The 19,749-nt window shown below is 63.0% G+C and carries 23 protein-coding genes; 13 read left to right on the top strand and 10 right to left on the bottom strand.

Going from position 1 to position 19,749, the window contains the following annotated elements:
- Nucleotides 1–111: 111 nt before the first annotated feature.
- Nucleotides 112–309 carry a hypothetical protein gene (locus BBD46_RS17380; protein ID WP_071402950.1) on the bottom strand — a complete coding sequence of 66 codons (198 nt, stop codon included), beginning with the start codon at nucleotides 307–309 and terminating at the stop codon, nucleotides 112–114.
- 122 nt (nucleotides 310–431) lie between these two features.
- Between BBD46_RS17380 and BBD46_RS17375 the strand changes: the two genes are divergently transcribed.
- Nucleotides 432–2,357: a MutS-related protein gene (locus tag BBD46_RS17375; protein ID WP_071402949.1), complete on the top strand. Its 1,926-nt coding sequence runs from the start codon at nucleotides 432–434 to the stop codon at nucleotides 2,355–2,357.
- A gap of 12 nt (nucleotides 2,358–2,369) precedes the next feature.
- Here the strand turns inward: BBD46_RS17375 and BBD46_RS17370 are convergent, their stop codons facing one another.
- Complete coding sequence (locus BBD46_RS17370) at nucleotides 2,370–3,050, bottom strand: DUF6735 family protein (protein ID WP_071402948.1); 681 nt, start codon at nucleotides 3,048–3,050, stop codon at nucleotides 2,370–2,372.
- Nucleotides 3,051–3,396: 346 nt separating this feature from the next.
- Nucleotides 3,397–3,540: a DUF7577 domain-containing protein gene (locus BBD46_RS23655; protein ID WP_420883937.1), complete on the bottom strand. Its 144-nt coding sequence runs from the start codon at nucleotides 3,538–3,540 to the stop codon at nucleotides 3,397–3,399.
- Nucleotides 3,541–3,744: 204 nt separating this feature from the next.
- Here BBD46_RS23655 and BBD46_RS17365 point away from each other — a divergent pair, with 204 nt between their 5' ends.
- Nucleotides 3,745–4,407, top strand: coding sequence for an HAD family hydrolase (locus tag BBD46_RS17365; protein WP_071402947.1), 663 nt, complete (start codon nucleotides 3,745–3,747; stop codon nucleotides 4,405–4,407).
- Nucleotides 4,408–4,411: 4 nt separating this feature from the next.
- Here BBD46_RS17365 and BBD46_RS17360 read toward each other — a convergent pair whose 3' ends face one another.
- Nucleotides 4,412–4,858 carry an SRPBCC domain-containing protein gene (locus BBD46_RS17360; protein ID WP_071402946.1) on the bottom strand — a complete coding sequence of 149 codons (447 nt, stop codon included), beginning with the start codon at nucleotides 4,856–4,858 and terminating at the stop codon, nucleotides 4,412–4,414.
- Between the two features lie 125 nt (nucleotides 4,859–4,983).
- Here BBD46_RS17360 and BBD46_RS17355 point away from each other — a divergent pair, with 125 nt between their 5' ends.
- The 3 genes from BBD46_RS17355 (at nucleotide 4,984) to BBD46_RS17345 (ending at nucleotide 6,657) form a co-directional block, all read left to right on the top strand.
- Nucleotides 4,984–5,754, top strand: a complete 771-nt coding sequence (locus BBD46_RS17355) for an NAD-dependent epimerase/dehydratase family protein (RefSeq protein ID WP_071402945.1) — start codon at nucleotides 4,984–4,986, stop codon at nucleotides 5,752–5,754.
- 102 nt (nucleotides 5,755–5,856) lie between these two features.
- The gene (locus BBD46_RS17350) at nucleotides 5,857–6,300 is read left to right on the top strand and encodes a hypothetical protein (protein ID WP_071402944.1); all 444 of its coding nucleotides are present in this window, start codon (nucleotides 5,857–5,859) and stop codon (nucleotides 6,298–6,300) included.
- 111 nt (nucleotides 6,301–6,411) lie between these two features.
- On the top strand, nucleotides 6,412–6,657 hold the full coding sequence (locus tag BBD46_RS17345) for a DUF7535 family protein (RefSeq protein ID WP_071402943.1): 246 nt from the start codon (nucleotides 6,412–6,414) through the stop codon (nucleotides 6,655–6,657).
- A 32-nt stretch (nucleotides 6,658–6,689) separates the two neighbouring features.
- Here BBD46_RS17345 and BBD46_RS17340 read toward each other — a convergent pair whose 3' ends face one another.
- A complete protein-coding gene (locus tag BBD46_RS17340) occupies nucleotides 6,690–7,718 on the bottom strand; it encodes a glutathione S-transferase family protein (protein WP_071402942.1) in 1,029 nt (342 codons plus the stop codon).
- 111 nt (nucleotides 7,719–7,829) lie between these two features.
- Here BBD46_RS17340 and BBD46_RS17335 point away from each other — a divergent pair, with 111 nt between their 5' ends.
- Entirely contained in the window at nucleotides 7,830–9,401 is a 1,572-nt protein-coding gene (locus tag BBD46_RS17335; protein ID WP_071402941.1) for a Na+/H+ antiporter NhaC family protein, read from the top strand.
- Nucleotides 9,398–9,673 carry a DUF7513 family protein gene (locus tag BBD46_RS17330; RefSeq protein ID WP_071402940.1) on the top strand — a complete coding sequence of 92 codons (276 nt, stop codon included), beginning with the start codon at nucleotides 9,398–9,400 and terminating at the stop codon, nucleotides 9,671–9,673. Before BBD46_RS17335 ends, BBD46_RS17330 begins: the two co-directional genes overlap by 4 nt.
- A 64-nt stretch (nucleotides 9,674–9,737) precedes the next feature.
- On the opposite strand, the gene BBD46_RS17325 is transcribed toward BBD46_RS17330, so the two are convergent.
- Nucleotides 9,738–9,986 carry a bacteriophage holin gene (locus BBD46_RS17325; RefSeq protein ID WP_071402939.1) on the bottom strand — a complete coding sequence of 83 codons (249 nt, stop codon included), beginning with the start codon at nucleotides 9,984–9,986 and terminating at the stop codon, nucleotides 9,738–9,740.
- Nucleotides 9,987–10,084: 98 nt separating this feature from the next.
- Between BBD46_RS17325 and BBD46_RS17320 the strand changes: the two genes are divergently transcribed.
- Nucleotides 10,085–11,203: a DNA methyltransferase gene (locus BBD46_RS17320; protein WP_071402938.1), complete on the top strand. Its 1,119-nt coding sequence runs from the start codon at nucleotides 10,085–10,087 to the stop codon at nucleotides 11,201–11,203.
- 108 nt (nucleotides 11,204–11,311) lie between these two features.
- Here BBD46_RS17320 and BBD46_RS17315 read toward each other — a convergent pair whose 3' ends face one another.
- A complete protein-coding gene (locus tag BBD46_RS17315) occupies nucleotides 11,312–11,962 on the bottom strand; it encodes a potassium channel family protein (protein ID WP_171908243.1) in 651 nt (216 codons plus the stop codon).
- 193 nt (nucleotides 11,963–12,155) lie between these two features.
- Here BBD46_RS17315 and BBD46_RS17310 point away from each other — a divergent pair, with 193 nt between their 5' ends.
- Complete coding sequence (locus BBD46_RS17310) at nucleotides 12,156–13,601, top strand: NCS2 family permease (RefSeq protein WP_071402936.1); 1,446 nt, start codon at nucleotides 12,156–12,158, stop codon at nucleotides 13,599–13,601.
- A 202-nt stretch (nucleotides 13,602–13,803) separates the two neighbouring features.
- Entirely contained in the window at nucleotides 13,804–14,049 is a 246-nt protein-coding gene (locus BBD46_RS17305) for a glutaredoxin family protein (protein ID WP_071402935.1), read from the top strand.
- Nucleotides 14,050–14,171: 122 nt separating this feature from the next.
- On the opposite strand, the gene BBD46_RS17300 is transcribed toward BBD46_RS17305, so the two are convergent.
- On the bottom strand, nucleotides 14,172–15,137 hold the full coding sequence (locus tag BBD46_RS17300; RefSeq protein ID WP_006652028.1) for a transcriptional regulator: 966 nt from the start codon (nucleotides 15,135–15,137) through the stop codon (nucleotides 14,172–14,174).
- 225 nt (nucleotides 15,138–15,362) lie between these two features.
- Here BBD46_RS17300 and BBD46_RS17295 point away from each other — a divergent pair, with 225 nt between their 5' ends.
- Nucleotides 15,363–16,739 (top strand): tRNA(Ile)(2)-agmatinylcytidine synthase, encoded by a 1,377-nt coding sequence (locus BBD46_RS17295; RefSeq protein WP_071402934.1) that lies wholly within the window; start codon nucleotides 15,363–15,365, stop codon nucleotides 16,737–16,739.
- 68 nt (nucleotides 16,740–16,807) lie between these two features.
- Nucleotides 16,808–17,023: a hypothetical protein gene (locus BBD46_RS17290; protein WP_071402933.1), complete on the top strand. Its 216-nt coding sequence runs from the start codon at nucleotides 16,808–16,810 to the stop codon at nucleotides 17,021–17,023.
- Between the two features lie 94 nt (nucleotides 17,024–17,117).
- Here BBD46_RS17290 and BBD46_RS17285 read toward each other — a convergent pair whose 3' ends face one another.
- Nucleotides 17,118–17,321, bottom strand: a complete 204-nt coding sequence (locus tag BBD46_RS17285; RefSeq protein WP_006652025.1) for a hypothetical protein — start codon at nucleotides 17,319–17,321, stop codon at nucleotides 17,118–17,120.
- Nucleotides 17,322–17,484: 163 nt separating this feature from the next.
- Between BBD46_RS17285 and BBD46_RS17280 the strand changes: the two genes are divergently transcribed.
- Complete coding sequence (locus BBD46_RS17280) at nucleotides 17,485–18,597, top strand: OBG GTPase family GTP-binding protein (RefSeq protein ID WP_071402932.1); 1,113 nt, start codon at nucleotides 17,485–17,487, stop codon at nucleotides 18,595–18,597.
- A 203-nt stretch (nucleotides 18,598–18,800) separates the two neighbouring features.
- Here the strand turns inward: BBD46_RS17280 and BBD46_RS17275 are convergent.
- Nucleotides 18,801–19,749: RNA-guided endonuclease InsQ/TnpB family protein (locus BBD46_RS17275; protein WP_071402931.1), on the bottom strand; the 949-nt coding region annotated here is incomplete at its 5' end.

Raw genomic sequence — 19,749 nt, 5'->3', positions numbered from 1 at the left:
TACTCGATACGTTGTCGGTGGCCGCTTAAATCTACGGTCGAGTGTACTCGAGTACACCCCATTCGAGAATTCCTGCCCTGGCACACACCGCGCTGAGCACAGCCCTGCCTGCTACGAGCGAGGTGCACTGGAACGGACGATTCCGTAGAGTCCGAGTCCGATCAGCAGGGTGGTTGCGAGGAGGAACGGCCAGTTGCCCTGTTCTGCCGTGCCGTCGGACAGCCGACCGGCTGTAAACGCCAGCACGACGCCACAGCAGTAGACGAATCCGAGCCTGATAGCAGTCGGGTTCGGGGTTCCTGTTGACATGGAAGAATGTATGAAGAGGTAATATATGTTTGTATGCACGCCTGTATCTGCGCCGACACGCGCCAGCGGGTAGCCGATGGCACAGTATTCAAGCGTACTGACTCGAATGCGATGCGTATACTATGCGACTCGAGGAGTACTGGGGCGTCGGCCCGAAGACGAGGGAGACACTTGTGTCGGAGCTGGGACGGGACCGCGCGATCCGGGCGATCGAGAGCGGCGACGTTCGCGAACTCGCGACAGCCGGCCTCGCTCGCGGCAGAGCAACGCGCATCCTGCGGCGGGCGACCGGCGGCGACGGAATCGACATGCTGGCGACGAGCGACGCACGCGCGGCGTACAAAGATCTACTCGATCTGGCGGTCGAGCACGCGGTCACGCAGCGCGCGGCCGACCGAATCCGCGTGCTCACGCCGCTGACCAGCCGCGAGGAGATGGAATCGCGACTCGACGACGTGCTCGCAGCCCGCGACGCCTGGGCGGCACTCGAGAAGGCAGACCGCGAGGCCGTCCTCGAAGCCTACGAGCGCTACGACGAGCGCGACGAGAGCGAACGCGCCGCCGTCGAAACCGCGCTCGCTCTGCTCGAGGCCGGGGTCGACTCCGGCCCGTTCGAAACCGTCGCCGAACTCGAGCGCGACACGCTCGCAACCGCCGCCGACGCGCTCTCCGCGTTCGCGGACGACGGCGGCCAGGGTCGACTCGTCCGCGGTGCCGACGACGAACTCGACCGCCTGCGCGACGCCCTCGGTACTGTCGAGGACATGGACGCGAACGCACTCGAGTTGATCGAGGAGTTGCGGGACGACGGCGTCCGCGACGTGGGGCAGTTCCGCGAGGCGTTCGAGGATCACCTGCTCTCGGAGACGGCGGTGACGGTCGACCAGGTTCGCGAGGCGATGCCGACGGACGCGACCGACGCGACGGATTTCGTGGGGAGTACGCTCCGGACCTTGCGCGGCGATCTCACGGCGGCGATCGACGAACGCGAAGAGCAGGTCGCTGGGGAGTTGCGGGCTGAACTCGAGGGCGCTCGCGCCGCCATCAACCAGGCGGTCGCGGCGGTCGACGACATCGCGTTACACCTCTCGCTCGCGCGCTTCGCGCTCGCGTACGACTGTACTCGGCCGACGTTCGTCGAGGGCGAGTCGGCTGCGGTGTCGGTCGTCGAGGCGCGGAATCTGACGCTCGCCTCGCCGGCGACCGACTCGGGTGTCGACCAGCGCGATGGTGGTCGGAGTGAGAGTGGCGACCAGGTCCAGCCGATCACCTACGCACTGGGTGCGCACGGGCTCACTGAGGCGGATGCGATCTCCGGCCGAGACGGGATCGGTACCGACGTTGGCACTGGTATCAGCGTCGGCAGCGGAACCGGCGCCGGCACCGGCACCGATACCAATGACGACGCCAGCGCAAACGCAGTTCCCGGACGGGAACGTGTCTCCGTCCTCACCGGCGCGAACAGCGGCGGGAAAACCACCCTCCTCGAGACGCTCTGTCAGGTCGTCCTGCTCGCCTCGATGGGGCTGCCCGTCCCCGCCGAGCGCGCCGAGGTGACGCCCGTCGACTCGCTCGTGTTCCACCGTCGCCACGCCAGTTTCAACGCGGGGGTACTCGAGTCCACCCTGCGCTCGGTCGTGCCGCCGCTGTCCTCGGATGGCCGGACGCTAATGTTAGTCGACGAGTTCGAGGCGATCACGGAGCCGGGAAGTGCGGCCGATCTGTTGCACGGACTCGTGACGCTGACCGTCGATCGCGACGCGCTCGGCGTCTTCGTCACGCACCTCGCAGACGATCTGGAGCCGCTGCCGCCCGAGGCTCGCGTGGACGGCATTTTCGCCGAGGGACTGAGTCCGGAACTCGAGTTGCTCGTGGATTACCAGCCGCGGTTCGACACGGTGGGGCGGTCGACGCCGGAGTTCATCGTCTCGCGACTGGTGGCGAACGCGGACGACCGGGCCGAGCGTTCGGGCTTCGAGACGCTCGGTGAGGCGGTCGGCAACGACGTGGTCCAGCGGACGTTGGCGGACGCTCGCTGGAGCGGCTGAGTCGATGGGTGGCTACGACCAGTCTGGGCCTCGGTCGTCGTCTTGCTCGTCGTCGGTTCGGTCGTCGTACGGCGGGAGGGAGTCGAAGGATGTCTCGTCGAACCAGCCGCGAAGCTCCGGCGGGAATCGATCCCCCTTCGGGAGTGAGGTCGGCTGGACCGACGGTTCGCCGGCGGGTTCGGACCGGTCCGTCTCCGCCGACCCGGGAGTCGTCCCCGTGTAGGTGTAGACGACGCCCGCGTACTCCTCGCAGACGCGTGCCTCGAGATACACCTTCGCGGCTCGCTGTGAGAGGACTCCCATCTCGAGTACGTCCGAGAGAGTCGTCTTGGTCGCGCGAAACCACGTTCTGACGAAGTCGTCGGTCTGGTCAGTTCCGATGAGCGCACCACGCCCGTCCTCGTGGCCGTCACCCCATTCGAGCCAGCAGACGTAGTAGGGTGTGACCTCGTAGCCGGCACTGGGTTCGACGAGAAACAGCATCTCGTGGACGCAGGGATCGAGGTGGTCGGTGAGGATGCGGTCGCGGGCGATCGAGTCGGCGAGCAGGCTCGCGGAGACGGTGCCGTCGGCGAGCGGTGTGTCGGCGGTGATTTCGGCCGCGAGCGAGGGGTCGGTGCCGCCCCAGTGGCTGTATCGCAGGTCGTAGAGCCCGTCCGGCCGGCGGTAGCCGACGAGTGCTCTATGTCCCACGCGTTCCCTCCAGGTCGCCCGTGATTGCTGCAGTTCCGCTCCTGTCCCTGAGGGAGTTCGCGCTCGGTGGTCGTCGGTGTCTCCGGTGTCTGTCGTCGCTGAGTCGGTTACTCGGTGTCGGTGGCAGCGTCGGTATCGGCATCGACATTGTCGACTCTGGTTGCCTTTCGGTATTTGAACCTCAGGACCGGAGAGCGATGTGCCAACGGACGAACAAGAGCAGCGGGTCAATCGACGAGCGGGAGCAGCCGGACCAGTGGACGAGCAGGTACAGCCGGACCAGTCGACGAACGGGAGCAGACGGATCAGTCGACAAGTGAGACCTGGTGTCTCCAACCGGGGCCCGTCAGTGAGGCGAGTGACGCCGCGCGTTACTCGGTAACTCCTGCAGACAGTTCCGGCAGAACGTATAGAAGAAGTCGTTTTCCGCCGAACAGTACGGGCACGCACCCTGTACCGTCGATTTACCGGAGGCCGTTGTCTCTCGCATACACATCGCTCCGCCCGTCCCGGGAAAAAGACTGGCTCCGGCATGCGAAGGCACCGTCACTAGCAGGGTAGGAGATACCGACCACCAGCTCTTCTCGAGTCCTTCTCGAATCTCCCCGCGTCACCGTACCGAGTTCACGTCGGTTCGCCGGCGACGCGTCGAAACACCGAACTGGCTCGCCCCCTTCTCTCGAACTGAAACCGAATGGATACGGACCGCTCGTACGACGCGATCCTCTTCGACAACGACGGCGTGTTGACCACCCCGACGGACCGAGAGGTCCTCCTCGAGGCCATGACCGAGGCGTTCGCGACCGTCGGCGTCTCGAACCCGCCCCGAGCAGCCATCGAGACCCTTCTCAGCCCGGATGTCGACTCGCTCCGGACGATCGCGGCCGAGCACGGCGTCGAACCGCAGACGCTCTGGACCGCCCGCGAGGAGGCCGCCATCGCCGCCCAGCGCGCCGAACTCACCGCCGGCCGCAAACGGTGCTACGACGACACGGCCGCACTCGAGTCCCTTCCCCAGCCGACAGCGATCGTGAGCAACAACCAGCACGAGACGATCGGGAACATTCTGGACGAACTGGACCTCCCGCCGTTCGAGGTCTGGTACGGGCGGGAACCGACACTCGAGGGGATCAACCGCAAGAAGCCGCGGCCGTACTATCTCGAGCAGGCGATCGACGAACTGGGTGCGACGGAGCCGCTCTACGTGGGTGACAGCTACGTCGATGTTGCGGCCGCGGATGCGCTCGGTATCGATGTCGCCTTTATTCGGCGGGAGCATCGCGAGGGCTACTCCCTCGACGGTCCCGCTCGACCGACGTTCGAAATCGAGTCCCTGCGAGCGCTGTCACGACAATAGCGACTTAGCTCGACGCCGCAACCCGCGCCTCGGCACGCTCCTTGATCGCCTCGTTCATCGACCGAAAGCCGCGCTCGAGGCGATCTTGGTTGGCGAGCAGCGGAACGAGCGCGCCGCGGAACGTTTCTCGCTGCAGAAATCTCGTTCGCTCGGCTCTGTCGATCGGCTCTAACCGGAATTCGTGGTAGCCGTCGAACGCGAAAGGGACAACCAGCCGACCGAACCAGGCCAGCCGTCGCTGGTCCTCGAATGCGACGACCTCCGGTTTAAACGTCATTCCACGGCCGCCGGGCGGCTGGATTCGAACCCGTAACTGCTCTCCCTCCGCCGGTGTCCCCTCGATCGACTGCACGAACGGGTTCCACTCCGGGTAGCGCTCGAACTCGAGTAGTACGTCCCAGACGACATCGGGCGGAGCGTTGATTTCCTCGAAGACCTCGATCTGTTTCATGTGTTATGTGAACGCGCCGAATGGGTATGATCGTCACGGTCAGTCGAGTCCGCGAGCGGGTCGCAACCGCTGCCACCGGAACGCGCTGGCCCGAGCTATTTCCCCGCGGTCGGTGACCTCCTGCTATGACGAACGTTGCGATCACCGGTGCATCTGGACGGGTCGGCAGGGAAACCATCGAGGCATTTGCGGACCGCGAGGAAACGCTCACGCTCTTCTCGCACAGCGAAACCGAGGACCTCGAGACGACTCCAATCGAGATCGGCAACCGCGAGGAAGTCACGGACGCACTCGACGGACAGGATATCGTCGTCCACCTCGCAGCTAATCCCGACCCGCGCGCCGAGTGGGACGCGGTGAGCGAGCCGAACATCGAAGGCGTCTACAACGTCTACGCGGCCGCGGTCGAGCACGACCTCCAGCGCGTCATCTTCGCGAGTTCGAACCACGCGGTCAACATGGGAAACACCGTCTCACCCACCCGTCCGGAGTCGACCGTCGGCACGCCGACCGCCGTCCGTCCGGACGATTCGATGGACCCGGACACGTACTACGGCGTCACCAAAGTCTTCGGCGAGGCGATGGGCTCCTACTACGCCACACGACACGGGCTCGACGTAATCAACCTCCGAATCGGCTGGCTGCTCTCACGCGAGGAACTGGCAGCCGAAATCGCCGATCGCGACGGTGCCGGCGAACGCTACGCCCGCGCGATGTGGCTCAGTCCCGACGACTGCCAGCGACTCATGGAGGCTGCTGTGACGAGTTCGCTCCCGAACACACCGTTTACCGCCCACGGCATCTCGAACAACTCGGAGCGATTCCTCTCGCTCACCGAAACCATGCTCGGGCTCGAGTACCAACCCCAGGACGATTCGGCGCGGGTACTCGAGTAGTCCCCGTTCGCAGACCCTGATTGTAGCGTGTCGGATTCTGTGCGGACGGGATGTCACACGTACGTTTTTATAGGAATACGTGAAAGATCAGAATCGATACGAATGGGGGAGACTGACGGGTCGTTGGCGCGATTCGTAGACTACGGACTCGCCGTGCTCGTGCTGGGTGTTGCAGCCGTGGTGTTTACGGATATTCCGCGACCGTATCCGGTGTGGCTGAGCGCTGGCTCCGTCCCCGTTCCCGTTTCGGTCGAACTCGTCGCCGCTGGCTCGCTTGGCCTCGTGGTGTTACACCGCTTGCAAACGGCCGAGATGCGGGGTGTAACGCCGATCACCGTCTTACTGGGAACGCTGACGCTGTTTCTTGCCGTGTTGGCGACGTATCTCCGGTGGGTGGGGGCCGGCGAGGGAAGCGGTGTGATCGTCATCGTGGCGTTCACCCTGATCTGTGGGGTGGTCCTCGCGGGAGTCGTGCTGGCTGAGGCGCTCGTTCGTGCTGGCCGATACTGGCAGCAACAGCGAGGACAGTCGGTATCTCCGCGGTGAGGCGCTACACGAATGGAGCCGATACTCGCACTTTCAGAACGCGGTTCAGGAGTCCGTCGAGTCGTCGCTGGGATCGAAAGACCGAATATCGGAACGTTTCTACTAGGCCGTATGTCCACGAAAGTGTCCGAGTCGACGGGCTACGTGCCGAACCTGCAGATGTCGGCGTTCGGCTACGTGATGGCGGTGGCGATCGCACTACTGCTTTTGCCGGCGCTCCCCGTCATCGCTGTCGTCTGGCTTCTCTGGCGTGCCTTCGTCGCCGAGGACCCGCCGGAGTCGAGTTACGAACGCTGGCGAACCGAGACGGCGAACCGAGAACGAGACCGCGAGCCCAACTCGCCGAACGGCGCCTGATCGCGACGGACTGGCTCTTTCTGCCCGCCGAATCACTGGTTTGCAGACGAGACGAGCGCAGCCGGCGGCCCGCCGGCCAGTTCGTCCCGGCCGTGTGGTGCCTCGAAGTCGAGGTCGGGTCCGCGGGCGACGATCCGGTGTGGGTTCACGTCCGGATGGGTCGTGTAGTAGTGTTCCGTGATGTGGTCCATGTCTACTGTCTCGGCAACACCCGATGCCCCTGACTGGTCGGTGACGCCCGTCTGATAGAGGTCCCGGAGGTAGGGCCACAGATTGTCGAACTCGCGGATGTACTGGACGTTGCACATGAAGTGCGTGTGATAGACGTTGTCGAATCGGACCAGCGTCGTGAACATCGCGATATCGGCCTCGGTCAGCCGGTCGCCGGCGAGATAGCGCTGGTCTGCGAGCACGTCGTCCCAGTGGGTGAGTGCACCGAACAGTTCGTCGACCGCCTCGTCGTAGGGTTCCTGTTCGGTCGCGAAGCCGGCCCGGTAGACACCGTTGTTGATCGGTTCGTAGATGTCGTCGATGATCCGGTCGACCTCCGCCTGATCTCCGTCTGGATAGAGGTCGACTGTGTGCTCCGCGAACTCGTCGAACTCGGTGTCGAGCATCCGCATGATCTCTTCCGATTCGTTGTTGACGATGGTGTCTTCCTCGGTGTCCCAGAGGACCGGCACCGTTACACGGCAGGTCACGTCCGGATCGGCCCGAACGTATAGCTCGCGCAGGTAGTCGGCGTCGTGAACGTGATCCGGCGTACAGCCGTCCTTTTCGGGCGTAAACTGCCAGCCGCCCTCGCCGCGGTAGGGGTCGACCACCGACACCGAGATTGCGTCTTCGAGTCCCTTCAGCGCGCGCGTGACGAGCGTCCGGTGGGCCCAGGGACACGCGTAGGAGACGTAGAGGTGGTATCGGCCCGATTCGGGCTGAAAGCGGGCGTCAGGATCGTCCTGTACCCAGTCGCGGAACGTGGTTTCCTGACGCTCGAACGAGCCGTCGCCATCAGTCAACTCGTGTGCATCCGTCCGCCACTCGCCGTCGACGAGCATGTTCATGCCTGTTCGTAGTGCTTCGAGACGTAAAGCATACAGCCAGCGTGCCAACACCGTGCCAAGCGAATCGACAACACTTTGCCTGGCTTTCTGAAACGACCGTCGTGTGTTACGATGAATACTGATAGCAGTGACTCACCCGACGCGGATCCGAGTGAGTCATTCGTGCAGGGCGCTGACGACGGCGGACCACAGATCGAGTTCTACGGCGGTCGTGGTATGAGCGCGTTCCCTATCGCGTTCTTCATCGTCTGGGCGATCGCACAGACCGCACTCTGGCGCATCTCAGACACCGGTGGCCTCGTCGTCGGCATTCTGGTTGGATTGATTCTGGGCATGTTCTTCGCGCGCGGCAACTGGAAACACTACGCCAATACGATCTTCGAAGGCATGACCCAGCCCGTCGCCGTGACGGCCATCGTCGCCTGGATCTGGGCCGGCATGTTCGCCGAAGTGTTGCAGGACGGCGGCTTCGTCGACGGTCTCGTCTGGCTCGCCGACGTCGGCGGCATCGGCGCAACGCTATTCCCCGCCATCACCTTCGTCCTCGCTGCGCTGTTCACGACAGGAATCGGAACAGGGTATGGTGCAGCCATCGCGTTCGTCACCCTGTTCTTCCCCGCCGGCCTGTTGCTCGGCGCGGACCCCGTCCTCCTGTTCGGGGCGATCCTCTCGGGTGCGATCTTCGGCGACAATCTCGCACCCGTAAGCGACACCACCATTGTCAGCGCCGTCACACAAGACTCCGACATCGGTGGCGTCGTCGCCTCGCGGTTCAAGTACGTCATCGTCGCCGCAGTCATCGCGTTCGCCGGCTACCTCGTCGCCGGCCAGTTCATGACCGGCCTCGACATCGGCGGTAACGCCCAGCAACCGCTCGTCGAGGAGAGTAACCCCATCGGGCTGATCCACCTCATCTCGATGGGCGTCGTTATCGGCGCTGCCGTCGCCGGTCGTCACATCGTCGAAGCCATCTCGTGGGGCATCGTCGTCGCCGTCATCTCGAGTCTCACGCTCAACCTGATGACGGTCGGCGACATCGTCTCCTTCAACGCACCGGCGGACGCGCCGTTTGCAGAGCCACTCGAGTTCCTGCCGTTCCTGACGATCGTCGACGATCCCGACGCGGTCAGCGTCGGCGGGAGCCTCATCGAGGGGGCGTCGGGCTTCTTCGAGCTGGCGATTCTCGTCTTGCTGATCATCGCGGCGGCCCAGATTATGATTCGCGGCGGTGCCTTCCAGGCGATTCTGGACTGGTCGATCGAGAATCTGGCGACGAACGTTCGCAACGCCGAGCTCACGATGGTCGGCTCGGCAGCGCTAATCAATGCGGTCATCACGATCAACACGGCTGCAGAGGTCGCGATCGGGCCGTACATCTCGAAGATCGGGGAGCGGTTCAATCTGAACGGCTACCGGCGGGCGAACATTCTGGACGCCCAGACGGCAGCGCTTGGGTATATTTTCCCGTGGTCGGGCGGCGTGCTCGCGGGGTATACCGCGATGCAAGATCTCCCGGACAGTTACGATTGGTTCGACACCGGGATGCTGGTGACGCCGATCGACGTCGTTCCGTTCGTCTTCCAGGGCTGGCTGCTGGTCGCAGTCTTCGTCCTTGCGGCGCTCACCGGCTTCGGCCGTGAGTACGTAATCGACCGCGAGAGTGAGGAGGTGGCACGCATATGAGCATCTTCACGAAGTACCTCAAAGGATGGCAGTTCCGCGATACGACGCCGTCGCTCGCGGTGGGCGACGAACTCGACGTCTTCGTCGCGGAGTCGAACAGTGACGGAAATGGCCACGTATACATCGGCGACACACACCTGCTCGTCGAGGACGCGGGACCGGCGACAGTCGAAAAGCGCGTTCGCGTTCGCGTGACCGAGTTCGACGAGACAGACGCTACTGGACGCGCCGAGTTCATCGAGATCGTCGGCGAGAGCTCGTACACGAGCTAATCTGCGACCCGCGGCCCGCGATCCGCGATCCGCGGTCTGTGGCTCGCAACTTACGACTCGCGGCTCACTCCGCGAGACGGTTGTACAGCCAACCAAACGCGAATGCGGCACTGAACCCATCTACGAACGCCAGCGTCGTTCCCCAGAGGAGGTCACCGGGCGTTCGATCGTAGCCCGGATAAATATCCTCGAAGAGCAACCGCCACCGTTCTCCATACCGGGTGTCGGCCGTCAGTTCGAGGGCGGCGACGAGAAGCGCCCAGAAAATGCCGGACGCGAGTCCGAGTGCGCGGGTATCGATCGGTCCAGCCATGGCTGGACAGACGAGGTGTTGACAGCTATGGCTGGTGGCTGCAATCGAAAGCCCAGTGTTCGGCATTTAAGTGGACTGGGCGTTCACTCCGGGACAAGATGGCAGACGAGGGTGACGGGACAGGGAAACACCGACAGAGCCGACTCCTGACCGACGACGACGGCACGTTCGACGCCGAACGCGCCCGTGACGAGTCCCTGCCGGTCGAAGACGGCGAGGTCATCGACACCGACGACCTCGCTGAGCATCAGCACTACGTCGAGGGACGAGGCATCTACGACGAGCGAAATCGAGTCAACGACCTCACCGGCAAGGAGTGGAAGTACGCGACCAAGTCCGTGATCGCGGAGGGCTACCCGCCCGCCGTCCAGCACGACCTGCGAAGCGAACACGGCGGGCAGAAACCGCCCCGACTCTGTGCGGAACTCATCGGCCGGTTCAGCAAAGCTGGTGACACCGTGCTGGACCCGTTCGCCGGCGTCGGCGGCACCCTCCTCGGTGCGAGTTTCTGCGAACACGAGGGAACCGGTCTCAGGGACGCGATCGGCTTCGAACGCACCGAGCGTTGGACCGAGATCTACGCCCAGGTACTCGAGTGCGAAAACGAGGAGCGTCGCGCCCGCGGGGAACCCGAACTCGCCACGCAGGAGATGCGCCACGGCGACTGTGCGGACCTGATCGAGGAGGTCGACGACGATAGCGTCGACCTCCTGCTGACCGACGTCCCCTACTGGCATATGGACGAACTCGAGCAGACGCGCAATGTCAACGAGACCCGAGAGAGCAAGTTGGGGTCGTTCGATGTGGATGAAGCGGGGGATTCCGGAACTGAGGCAGAAGACGAGGAGGTCACTGGTGACGAAGCCGAATTTGCGGGAGACGCGGCCGAAACCACAGGAGACGCAGCCGAAACCGCAACAAAAGACGACTGGCTCGCCGACATGGCCACCAAGTTCGACCGCTTCACCGACGCCGTCGCCCCCGACGGCCACATCGTCGTCTTCATCGGCGACATGTACCGCGACCAGTCCTACAAGTTCCTCTCGGCCGACCTTGCACGAGCCATCGAATCGACCGCACCCGTCACCCTCGCGGCCAATCTGGTCTGGTACGATCCGACGAAAGACCTCCACGTCTACGGCTATCCGTTCTCGTTCGTCCCCTCGATGGTTCACCAGAATATCCTCGTGTTCCGCCCGGACGAGACCGATGAGTGACGGTTGATCGGTGATTTGTTGTGTGTACTCGGGTACTCGTCCGATCCCAACCCATCCCAACCTATCCCAACCCTAACCCCTACAGCACAATCCGTTCCTCGGCCGCCACTACTGTAACGCCGTTCGCACCTCGTCCGCACTGCTCGTCTCCGTCACAACCGCCACCTCGTCACCCGCCTCGAGTTCCGTCCCAGGCAGCGGAATCGTCAACGACTCGCGGGCTCGCCCGTGTGCATAGATCCGCGCCGACTCGGGTAACTCGAGTTCACTCATGCGCTTTCCGACCGCCGCTGAGCCATCGGGGATCTCGAGGACGGTAAGCTGTAGATTTGTCGCGAGGTCGGTAACGACGTTGAAATCGCCGCCGAGCATGGCGGTTTTCGCGCCGGCAGCGCCGAGTCGCTCGGGGTAGATGATCTCGTCGACTTCGTCGGCGTATCTGGCGTAGATTTCCTCGCGATAGTCTTCGTCGATTCGCAGGGCGGTCCGACAGTCGTGGTGGTCGCCGACCATGCAGGCGGCGAAGTTGGCGTTGAGGTCTGGCGTGAACGCGCCGATCGCGTCGGCGGTTTCGATGCCGGCGTCGACCAGGACGGCCTCGTCCGCGCCGTCGCCCTGAACGGTTTCGAAGCCGTCGTCAGCGGCTCGGTCGATTCGGTCGGGGTCGTTGTCGACGACGACGACGTCGTGCCCCTCCTCGCTGAGGATCCGACTGGTTCGAGAGCCCACGCGACCGTACCCAACGATGACGAACTTCATGATAACACAGTACATGCTCCGAGATGAAATACGTTCGTCCCACGTCGTGTTGCGAACTGCGCCCCACTCGTGTCAATCATTACACGAGCATTTCTGCTACGGTGCCCGAATGTATGCACGAATATGGGGTGTTTTTCCGAAACCGAGACAAGAACTTTTAACTAAGCGCTGTGGATATGCTTGACCATCCAATATGGGGGTTACCGAAACGATCGCGGACTACTTTGGATTCGACGAGTACGACACCAACCTGTCGACCGAGGCGGTCGCCGGGCTGACGACGTTCCTGGCGATGTCGTACATCATCGTCGTCAACCCGATGATTCTGGCCGAAGCGATCCAGATCGACGGTTACGACCAGACACAGACACTGCAGATGATCGCCGTCGCGACGATTCTCGCGTCGATCGTCGCGACGATCGTGATGGCGTTCTGGGCGGATCGGCCGTTCGGACTCGCACCCGGGATGGGGCTGAACGCCTTCTTCGCCTTCACCGTCGTCCTCGGACTCGGCGTTCCCTGGGAAGTCGCTCTCGCCGCCGTGTTCGTCGAAGGGATCATCTTCATTGCACTGACTGCGGTCGGTGCGCGTCGCTACATCATCGAACTGTTCCCGGAACCCGTCAAGTTCGCCGTCGGGGCCGGTATCGGTGTCTTCTTGCTCTTCCTCGGGCTGCAAGAGATCGAACTCGTCGTCGCTGATCCGGAAACGCTGGTCTACCTCGGAAACGTCGCGACGAGTCCCGTCGCCGCACTCTCGCTCGTCGGCCTGGTGCTAACGTTCATCCTCTACGCCCGCGGCATCCGCGGTGGGATCGTCCTCGGTATTCTCTTCACCGCGATTAGCGGCTGGCTGCTCACCTTGCTCGGCTTCGTTGCACCCGGTGAACTCACGCCCGAAGACGAGTACAACCAGATCACGAACGAGGGACTGAGCGGCATCGCCGAAATGATCACGACCGTCCAGTACGACTTCACGCCGCTCATCTACGGCTTCGTGGACGGCCTGGGGATGATCACCGACGAGCCACTCGTCTTCGCACTGGTCGTCTTCACGTTCTTCTTCGTCGACTTCTTCGACACCGCCGGCACGCTCATCGGCGTCTCCCAGATCGGTGGCTTCCTCGACGAGGAGGGCAACCTGCCCGAGATGGAGCGCCCGCTAATGGCCGACGCAGTCGGTACGACCGTCGGCGCAATGATCGGCACCTCGACCGTGACGACGTTTATCGAATCCTCGGCCGGACTCGAGGAGGGCGGTCGAACCGGCTTCACCGCGCTGGTCGTCGCCGGCCTCTTCGCGCTCTCGCTGCTGGTCGTCCCGCTGATGGGTGCGATTCCGCAGTACGCGACCTACATCGCGCTGGTCGTGGTCGGTATCATCATGCTCCAGGGCGTTGCCGACATCGACTGGAGCGATCCAGCCTGGCTGATCTCGAGTGGCCTCACGATCACGATCATGCCGCTGACGGCCTCGATCGCGAACGGACTGGCCGCCGGGATCATGAGCTACCCGCTGATCAAGACCGCCGTAGGCGAACGCGCTGACGTCTCGCTCGGCCAGTGGGCACTCGTCGTCGCGTTCATCGTCTACTACATTGCCTACTTCGCGACGGATGCTGGCATGCTGGCGTTCTGATGGCTGCTGGCTGGTAACTGAGGGCTGCGGCTGACAACTGACGGTTGACGCCTGCCGCTAAACGCCGCCGTTAAACGCTGAAGGCGGACACTATCGTCGACGCCTCTGTTACCCGTTACTCACCTTTTGCTACACCACACCGTACAACCAACTACCTACCGCGACCGGTGCGCTCATACACCTCCATCCGTTAGCACTCCGTATGGCTGACATCACACTGTACAATCTCCCCGGCTGTCCGTTCTGCGCAAAGGTCCGTACGAAACTCGACGACCTCGAACTCGAGTACGACGTTGTCGACGTGCCACGCTCGCACGGCGAGCGAACCGAAGTCGAAGAGGTAAGCGGCCAGACGGGCGTGCCGGTCATCACCGACGAGGACCAGGGTGTCGAGGGGATGCACGAGAGCGACGATATCGTCGAGTATCTGGAAGAGACGTACGCCTAACCCGCCGTACTGTCGGATTCTCGTCGTTGATCACTGTACGTGAGAGAGCCGTCGCTGATGTGCAGTTCGACTGCCGTACACTCTCGTCTCGAAAACTGACCCACCGACCCGAGTCGCTGTGTTCAGGCCGCTTCCTCGTACTCTGCACGCTCGCGAATCACGTCACGGAGTTCGTCCGTATCGCGAAGGTTCTCGAGTTCCTCGCGTTCGACGAGCGCCGTGCCGTCGACGGACTCCTGCTTGGCACGGTCGACGACGTACACCGATCGCGTGCGGGTGACTTGGCCGATCGAACTCATGATGCGGGCGCGCTTCTCTGCGGCCTTGGTGAACTCCGAGTGGCCGGTGAGGACGACCTCGCTGTCGTCTTCGTCCTTGCTGATCGCCTTGAACGGCGAGCGGATCGTCGGGTGGACGCTGTAGCCGGCCCGTGTGAGGACGGCGACGACCTGTTTGTCGTCGGGATCGGCCTCGGGGTCGTCCGGCGTGTCGTCGGTCTCGTGGACGTCGTCTGCACCCTCGAGCACGTCGACGGGACTCGTCAGTGGTTCGTTGAACAGGTCCTCCAGCGCCATCGCGACTTCGACGGAGGCGTTCATCCCGTCTTCGTACTTCGAGACGGTGCGCCGGGAGACGCCGAGTTCGGTCGCGAGTTGGCCGAGACTCCAGTCGCGGTCCTCGCGTTCGTCGGCGAGCAGGTCGCCGTCGATGTTGACGTAGAGGCCGCCGGGCGCGGCGTAGATCAGCGGCGGCACGTCCTCGATGAACAGGTTGTACGCGGTGTCGGGACTCAGGACCGGAACGCCGTGACGGAAGTAGACGACATCTGGCTTGAGATCCTCGTCGCGACTGCGCAGACCGAGCACGAGCGGCGTCGCCTGGAGATAGGTCCCGAGACGGCGCATCTCGTGGCCCGTCGCCTCGTTGAACGCGTCGATATTGCCGAGAATCTTGACGAGCAACAGATCTTCGCCGCGGCGCGCGGCGATATCGAAACTCTTCGGGCGGATCGCACACCGGTCACTGACGACGAATCCCGCGTCCTCTAACATCGCGGTCACGTTGCCGACCAGTGCGGAGCGGGACATAGGGTATTGTAAGCGATTCCTCATACAAGAGCGTTTCCCCGAGATAGCTACCTGCGGTGTCGCGATTTGGGGGTGTATCAGCAGTATACTTATATAGGGCTGACAGTGCTCGTGTATAATTGTTCGTCTCGCTCACGTACTGCTTCTGTGGCTACGGTCGATGCAGTCTACTGGAACAGCTGACACACCGAAAGGCGTTACTCACAGCCGTCACAAGACTCGCTGATGACGATCGTCGGGCTCGATGACACCGACTCCCGCGAACACGGGATGTGTACGACCTACGTCGCAGCGCGAGTTGCAAAGCGACTGCGTCGCGAGGCCGACGCCGCGGTCGCTCGAACCCTGCTCGTCCGGCTCAACCCCGCCGTCGAGTACAAAACGCGCGGTAACGCCGCGCTCGCGATCCACACCGACTGCGATCCTGCTCGCGCGTTCGATATTGCTCGGGAGGTACTCGAGTCCCTCGCAGAAACACGCGACGAGCGGACGAATCCGGGACTGGTCGTCGCAGACGTCAATCCTGACACTGGCGAGGACGCGATTCCAGTGTCACTCGCCCGCTTTTCGATGCGCGCGATCCGCGATCATCTCTCGCGCGCTGGGGCAGAAGCCCTGATCGACGACCACGGCTACCAGTCCTGGCACGCAGGGAACGGCCGCGGGCGAATCGGCGCGGTGGCTGCCATCGGTGCCTGGCGCGCGCTTTCTGACTGGACATACGAACAGATCACCTACCGCGAACCTGAACGCTGGGGGACGACACGTGAGGTCGACCACGACAGCGTCTTCGCGGCCGCAGCATCCGGCTATCCCGATGTCTGGGATACCGTCGACCGCGGCGAGAACGAAACCGTCTGCGTACCCCACACGCCGGGACCGATCCTCCACGGGATCCGTGGCGACGACCCCCAGGCCGTCCGCCGCATCGCCGAACAGATCGACAGCGAGCCGGTGTACTCGAGTCACCCGTTCGTGACGAACCAGGGAACGGACGTCCATTTGCGGGATGTGACTGTGGGCGCTGACAGTGACTCGGGGACTAACGGATCGGATACCGGTGCAGCGACCGCGACCCCCCTGCAGGACGGCCGCGCCTACCGACTCGACGCACGAGTTGTCTCCGAGCCGGAGACGCGACGCGGCGGCCACGTCTTCGTCGACGTTGCGCCGGAGGGTGTGGCAGCCGGCGATGCGGACAACGCCGCTAGCTCGCCGGCGAAACTTCCCTGCGCCGCCTTCGAACCCACCAAACGCTTTCGCGACCACGTTCGCGCACTGCGACCCGGCGACCGCCTCACCGTCTGCGGCGAACTCGCCGACGGCACGCTCAAACTCGAGAAGGTCGCCGTCCGAGGCCTCAATACTACCGACCTCGTGACACCGGTCTGTCCCGACTGCGAGCGCACGATGGAGAGCGCCGGCCGCGACCAGGGCTATCGCTGCCGAGACTGTGGAACCGACGCACCCGGGAAGGAACGCACTGAGATCGAGCGGGTACTCGAGTTGGGTTGGTACGAGGTGCCGCCGTGTGCGCGGAGACATATTGCGAAGCCGCTGGTTCGTGGCGGGTTCGACGGGCCGGTGCATCCGGAGCGCTAGGGGCGCGTTGGAGCGGAGTCACCGAAACGCGACCGGAGATTCTTTGTTCCCGCCGTCGTGCAGCCGATATGGGACTGTCGACGAGTGCGGACCCCAAGCCGCCGGGTGTGTTCGCGTTCGAGATGCTGATAGCGCTCCTCGTTCCGCCGCTGGTCGGTGGCGTTGGACTCGCAGCGGTGAGCGGGACTGAGAATTTCCTTCCGGGCTTCGGTATCGGACTTCTTTTGGGGGTTATGCTTGCATCGCTCAGACGAGAGATTCGTGGCGAACGAGGCGGTGAATGAATCGAGTGTGCAAGGAGAGACAGTGAAGGAGGCTAGCGTCGAGCAGCTCACACTGTGAAAGCAGCCGATGGGACACTCACACTGCGAAACCAGCCTACGGGACACTCACACCGCGTCGAGCCAGGAACTCGCTCACGGCCTTGATCTCGACCGGGCTGCCAATGATTCGACAGTAGTTTTCGCCTTCCGGAAACACCGTGACGGTAAACTCCTCGGTGAGCTGTGGCTCGAGGCTCTCGACAGCCTCTGCCGGAAGGACGATTTGCGTGCTGTCACGCAGCCGTGTCGGATCTGGCATCTGTCTACGCTGCGGTTTCGCCTAGTCCCGTTTACCTGTGTCGGAATTCAGTTTGTATTGGTAATAGACTCGGGAACAGTGAACAGGAACGGGGACTCAAACACGACTCGCCGTTCCCTCGCATGGAAAGTGTTTTTCGGGACGACCGGCTGGGTATAGACAAATGGGGCTCGAGGAGGACATCCAGGAGATCGAGGACGAAATCGCCAACACGCCCTACAACAAGTCGACCGAGGCCCACATCGGTCGACTGAAGTCCAAGCTCGCCGAGAAAAAAGAGAAACTCGAAAAGCAACAGTCCGGCTCGGGCGGTGGCGGTGGCTACTCCGTCGAGAAACACGGCGACGCCACGGTCGCGCTGGTCGGCTTCCCGAGCGTCGGGAAATCATCGCTGTTGAACTCAGTAACCAACGCGGAGAGCGAGACCGGCTCGTACGAGTTCACGACGCTCGACGTGAACCCCGGCATGCTCAACCATCGCGGGGCGAACATCCAGATGCTGGACGTGCCCGGGCTGATCGAAGGCGCAGCGACGGGGCGTGGCGACGGCAAGCAAGTGCTCGCGGTCGTTCGAAACGCCGACCTGATCGTGTACGTACTGTCGGTGTTCGAAATCGAGCAGTACGACCGCCTACAGCAGGAGCTGTACGACATCAACATTCGCGTCGACGAGGAGCCGCCGGGCGTGACGGTTCGCCCGAAGATCAAAGACGGGATCAAGATTACCTCGAGTACCGAGCAGGACTTAGACGAAGAGACGATTTCGGACGTTCTCCGCGATCAGGGCTACGTCAACGCCGACCTCAACCTCCAGGAGAACGTCTCTATCGACCGCCTGATCGACGGGCTGATGGACAACCGCGAGTACATCCCGTCGATCACGTGCGTCAACAAGGTCGACCTCATCGAACCCGACTACAAGGAGACGGTCGACGAACAACTTCGCGAGCGCGACCTCGACCCCGAGGAGGTGACGTTCATCAGCGCCGAGATGGAGAAAGGACTCGAGGCGCTCAAGGATCGCATCTGGAACAATTTAGACCTCATCCGCGTCTACATGGAAAAACCCGGTCGCGGCGTCGACTGGGACGAGCCGCTGGTCATCGAGCGCGGTTCCACCGTTGGTGAAGCCATCGCGAAACTCGGCGGCGAGATGGAAGAGCGGTTCCGCTTCGCTCGCGTCAGCGGCCCCAGCGCAACCCACGACGAACAGCAGGTTGGAGAAGAGCACGTACTCGAGGACGAGGACGTGCTGAAGTTGATTCTGCGCCGCTAACGGAACACAGAGAGTTCCGCGCATTCGGATACTCGGACACCCACAGCCAGCATTCGGTTCGCATCGCGACTGACCTGATCCCATCGAATACACACGAGCGAGTGGCTGCAATAGACAGTACACGGTGCTGTGACTTCCTCCCCACCCTACTCGCTCACGGCTTGCGCCGTTCGCTCCTTGAGGGTAGCGTGAGACCAAAGGTCTCACGGACCATGCGAACGGGCGCTTCGCGCCCGTAAGCAGATGGGGCTTCCTGTTTCCACGACGCGCTTTGCAGGAACCGAATCGGTTCCCGTAGGGAGCGCAGTCTCCGCAGGCGTTCGAAAATCGTCTGCCGATTTTCGCAGCCCATCAGAATCTTTCGATTCTGAGGACGTTGATTCGGGACAGCCCGTCCCTACTTGCTTCAGTCCGCGCACCAAGATGTTGTAGGCCGCGTTCCAGTCCCTGTCGGACGTGAAACCGCACGACGGGCAGGAGTGTTCGCGGACCCACAGCGGCTTGTCGGTCTCGACACCACAGGCCGCACATTCTTTGGTCGTCCCGGCCGGATCGACAGCTACGAAGTGGGTGCCTTCGCGTTCGCACTTGTACTCGAGCATTCGGAGGAAAGTCCCCCACGCCGCCCCGGCACGGTTGCGGCTGTTCGACGGGAGTTCCATCAACCCCTTGGCGTCGAGATCTTCGACGGCTACGAGGTCGTACTCTCGAGCGTAGTAGTTCGAGAGCTTGTGTAAGAAGTCCTGCCGCTTCCGTTGCAGGTCGGCGTGGCGTTTGGCGACGGTACGCTGTTGCTTGCGGTAGTTCGCGGAACCGTGTTCTTTGCGTGAGAGTTTCCGTTGCTCGCGTTCCAGCCGGTCGCGTTCGTCGGACAGGTCGGGTCGTTCGACTGCGGTGCCGTCGGTGTCGTGAGCGTACTTCAGGATTCCCACGTCGATCCCGACACAGTCCTCGAGTTTCTTGGGCTTCGGCGGCGCGTCGTCCTCGGTTTCGATCCCGAGCACGGCGAACCATTCGCCGGTCGGCTCCTGCTTGACGACGACCTCTTTGATCGTGGCATCGTCGGGAACGTCGCGGTGGTAGACCATTGGAATATCGCCGATTTTGGAAAGAGAAAGCACAGTTCGGCCACTCGTGTTTTTGAGTTCGAAG

The organism is Natrialba sp. SSL1 (assembly GCF_001861355.1).
Lineage (GTDB): Archaea > Halobacteriota > Halobacteria > Halobacteriales > Natrialbaceae > Natrialba.
Note: the sequence above shows the minus strand (reverse complement) of the source record. Positions and strands in the feature narration are given on the sequence as shown.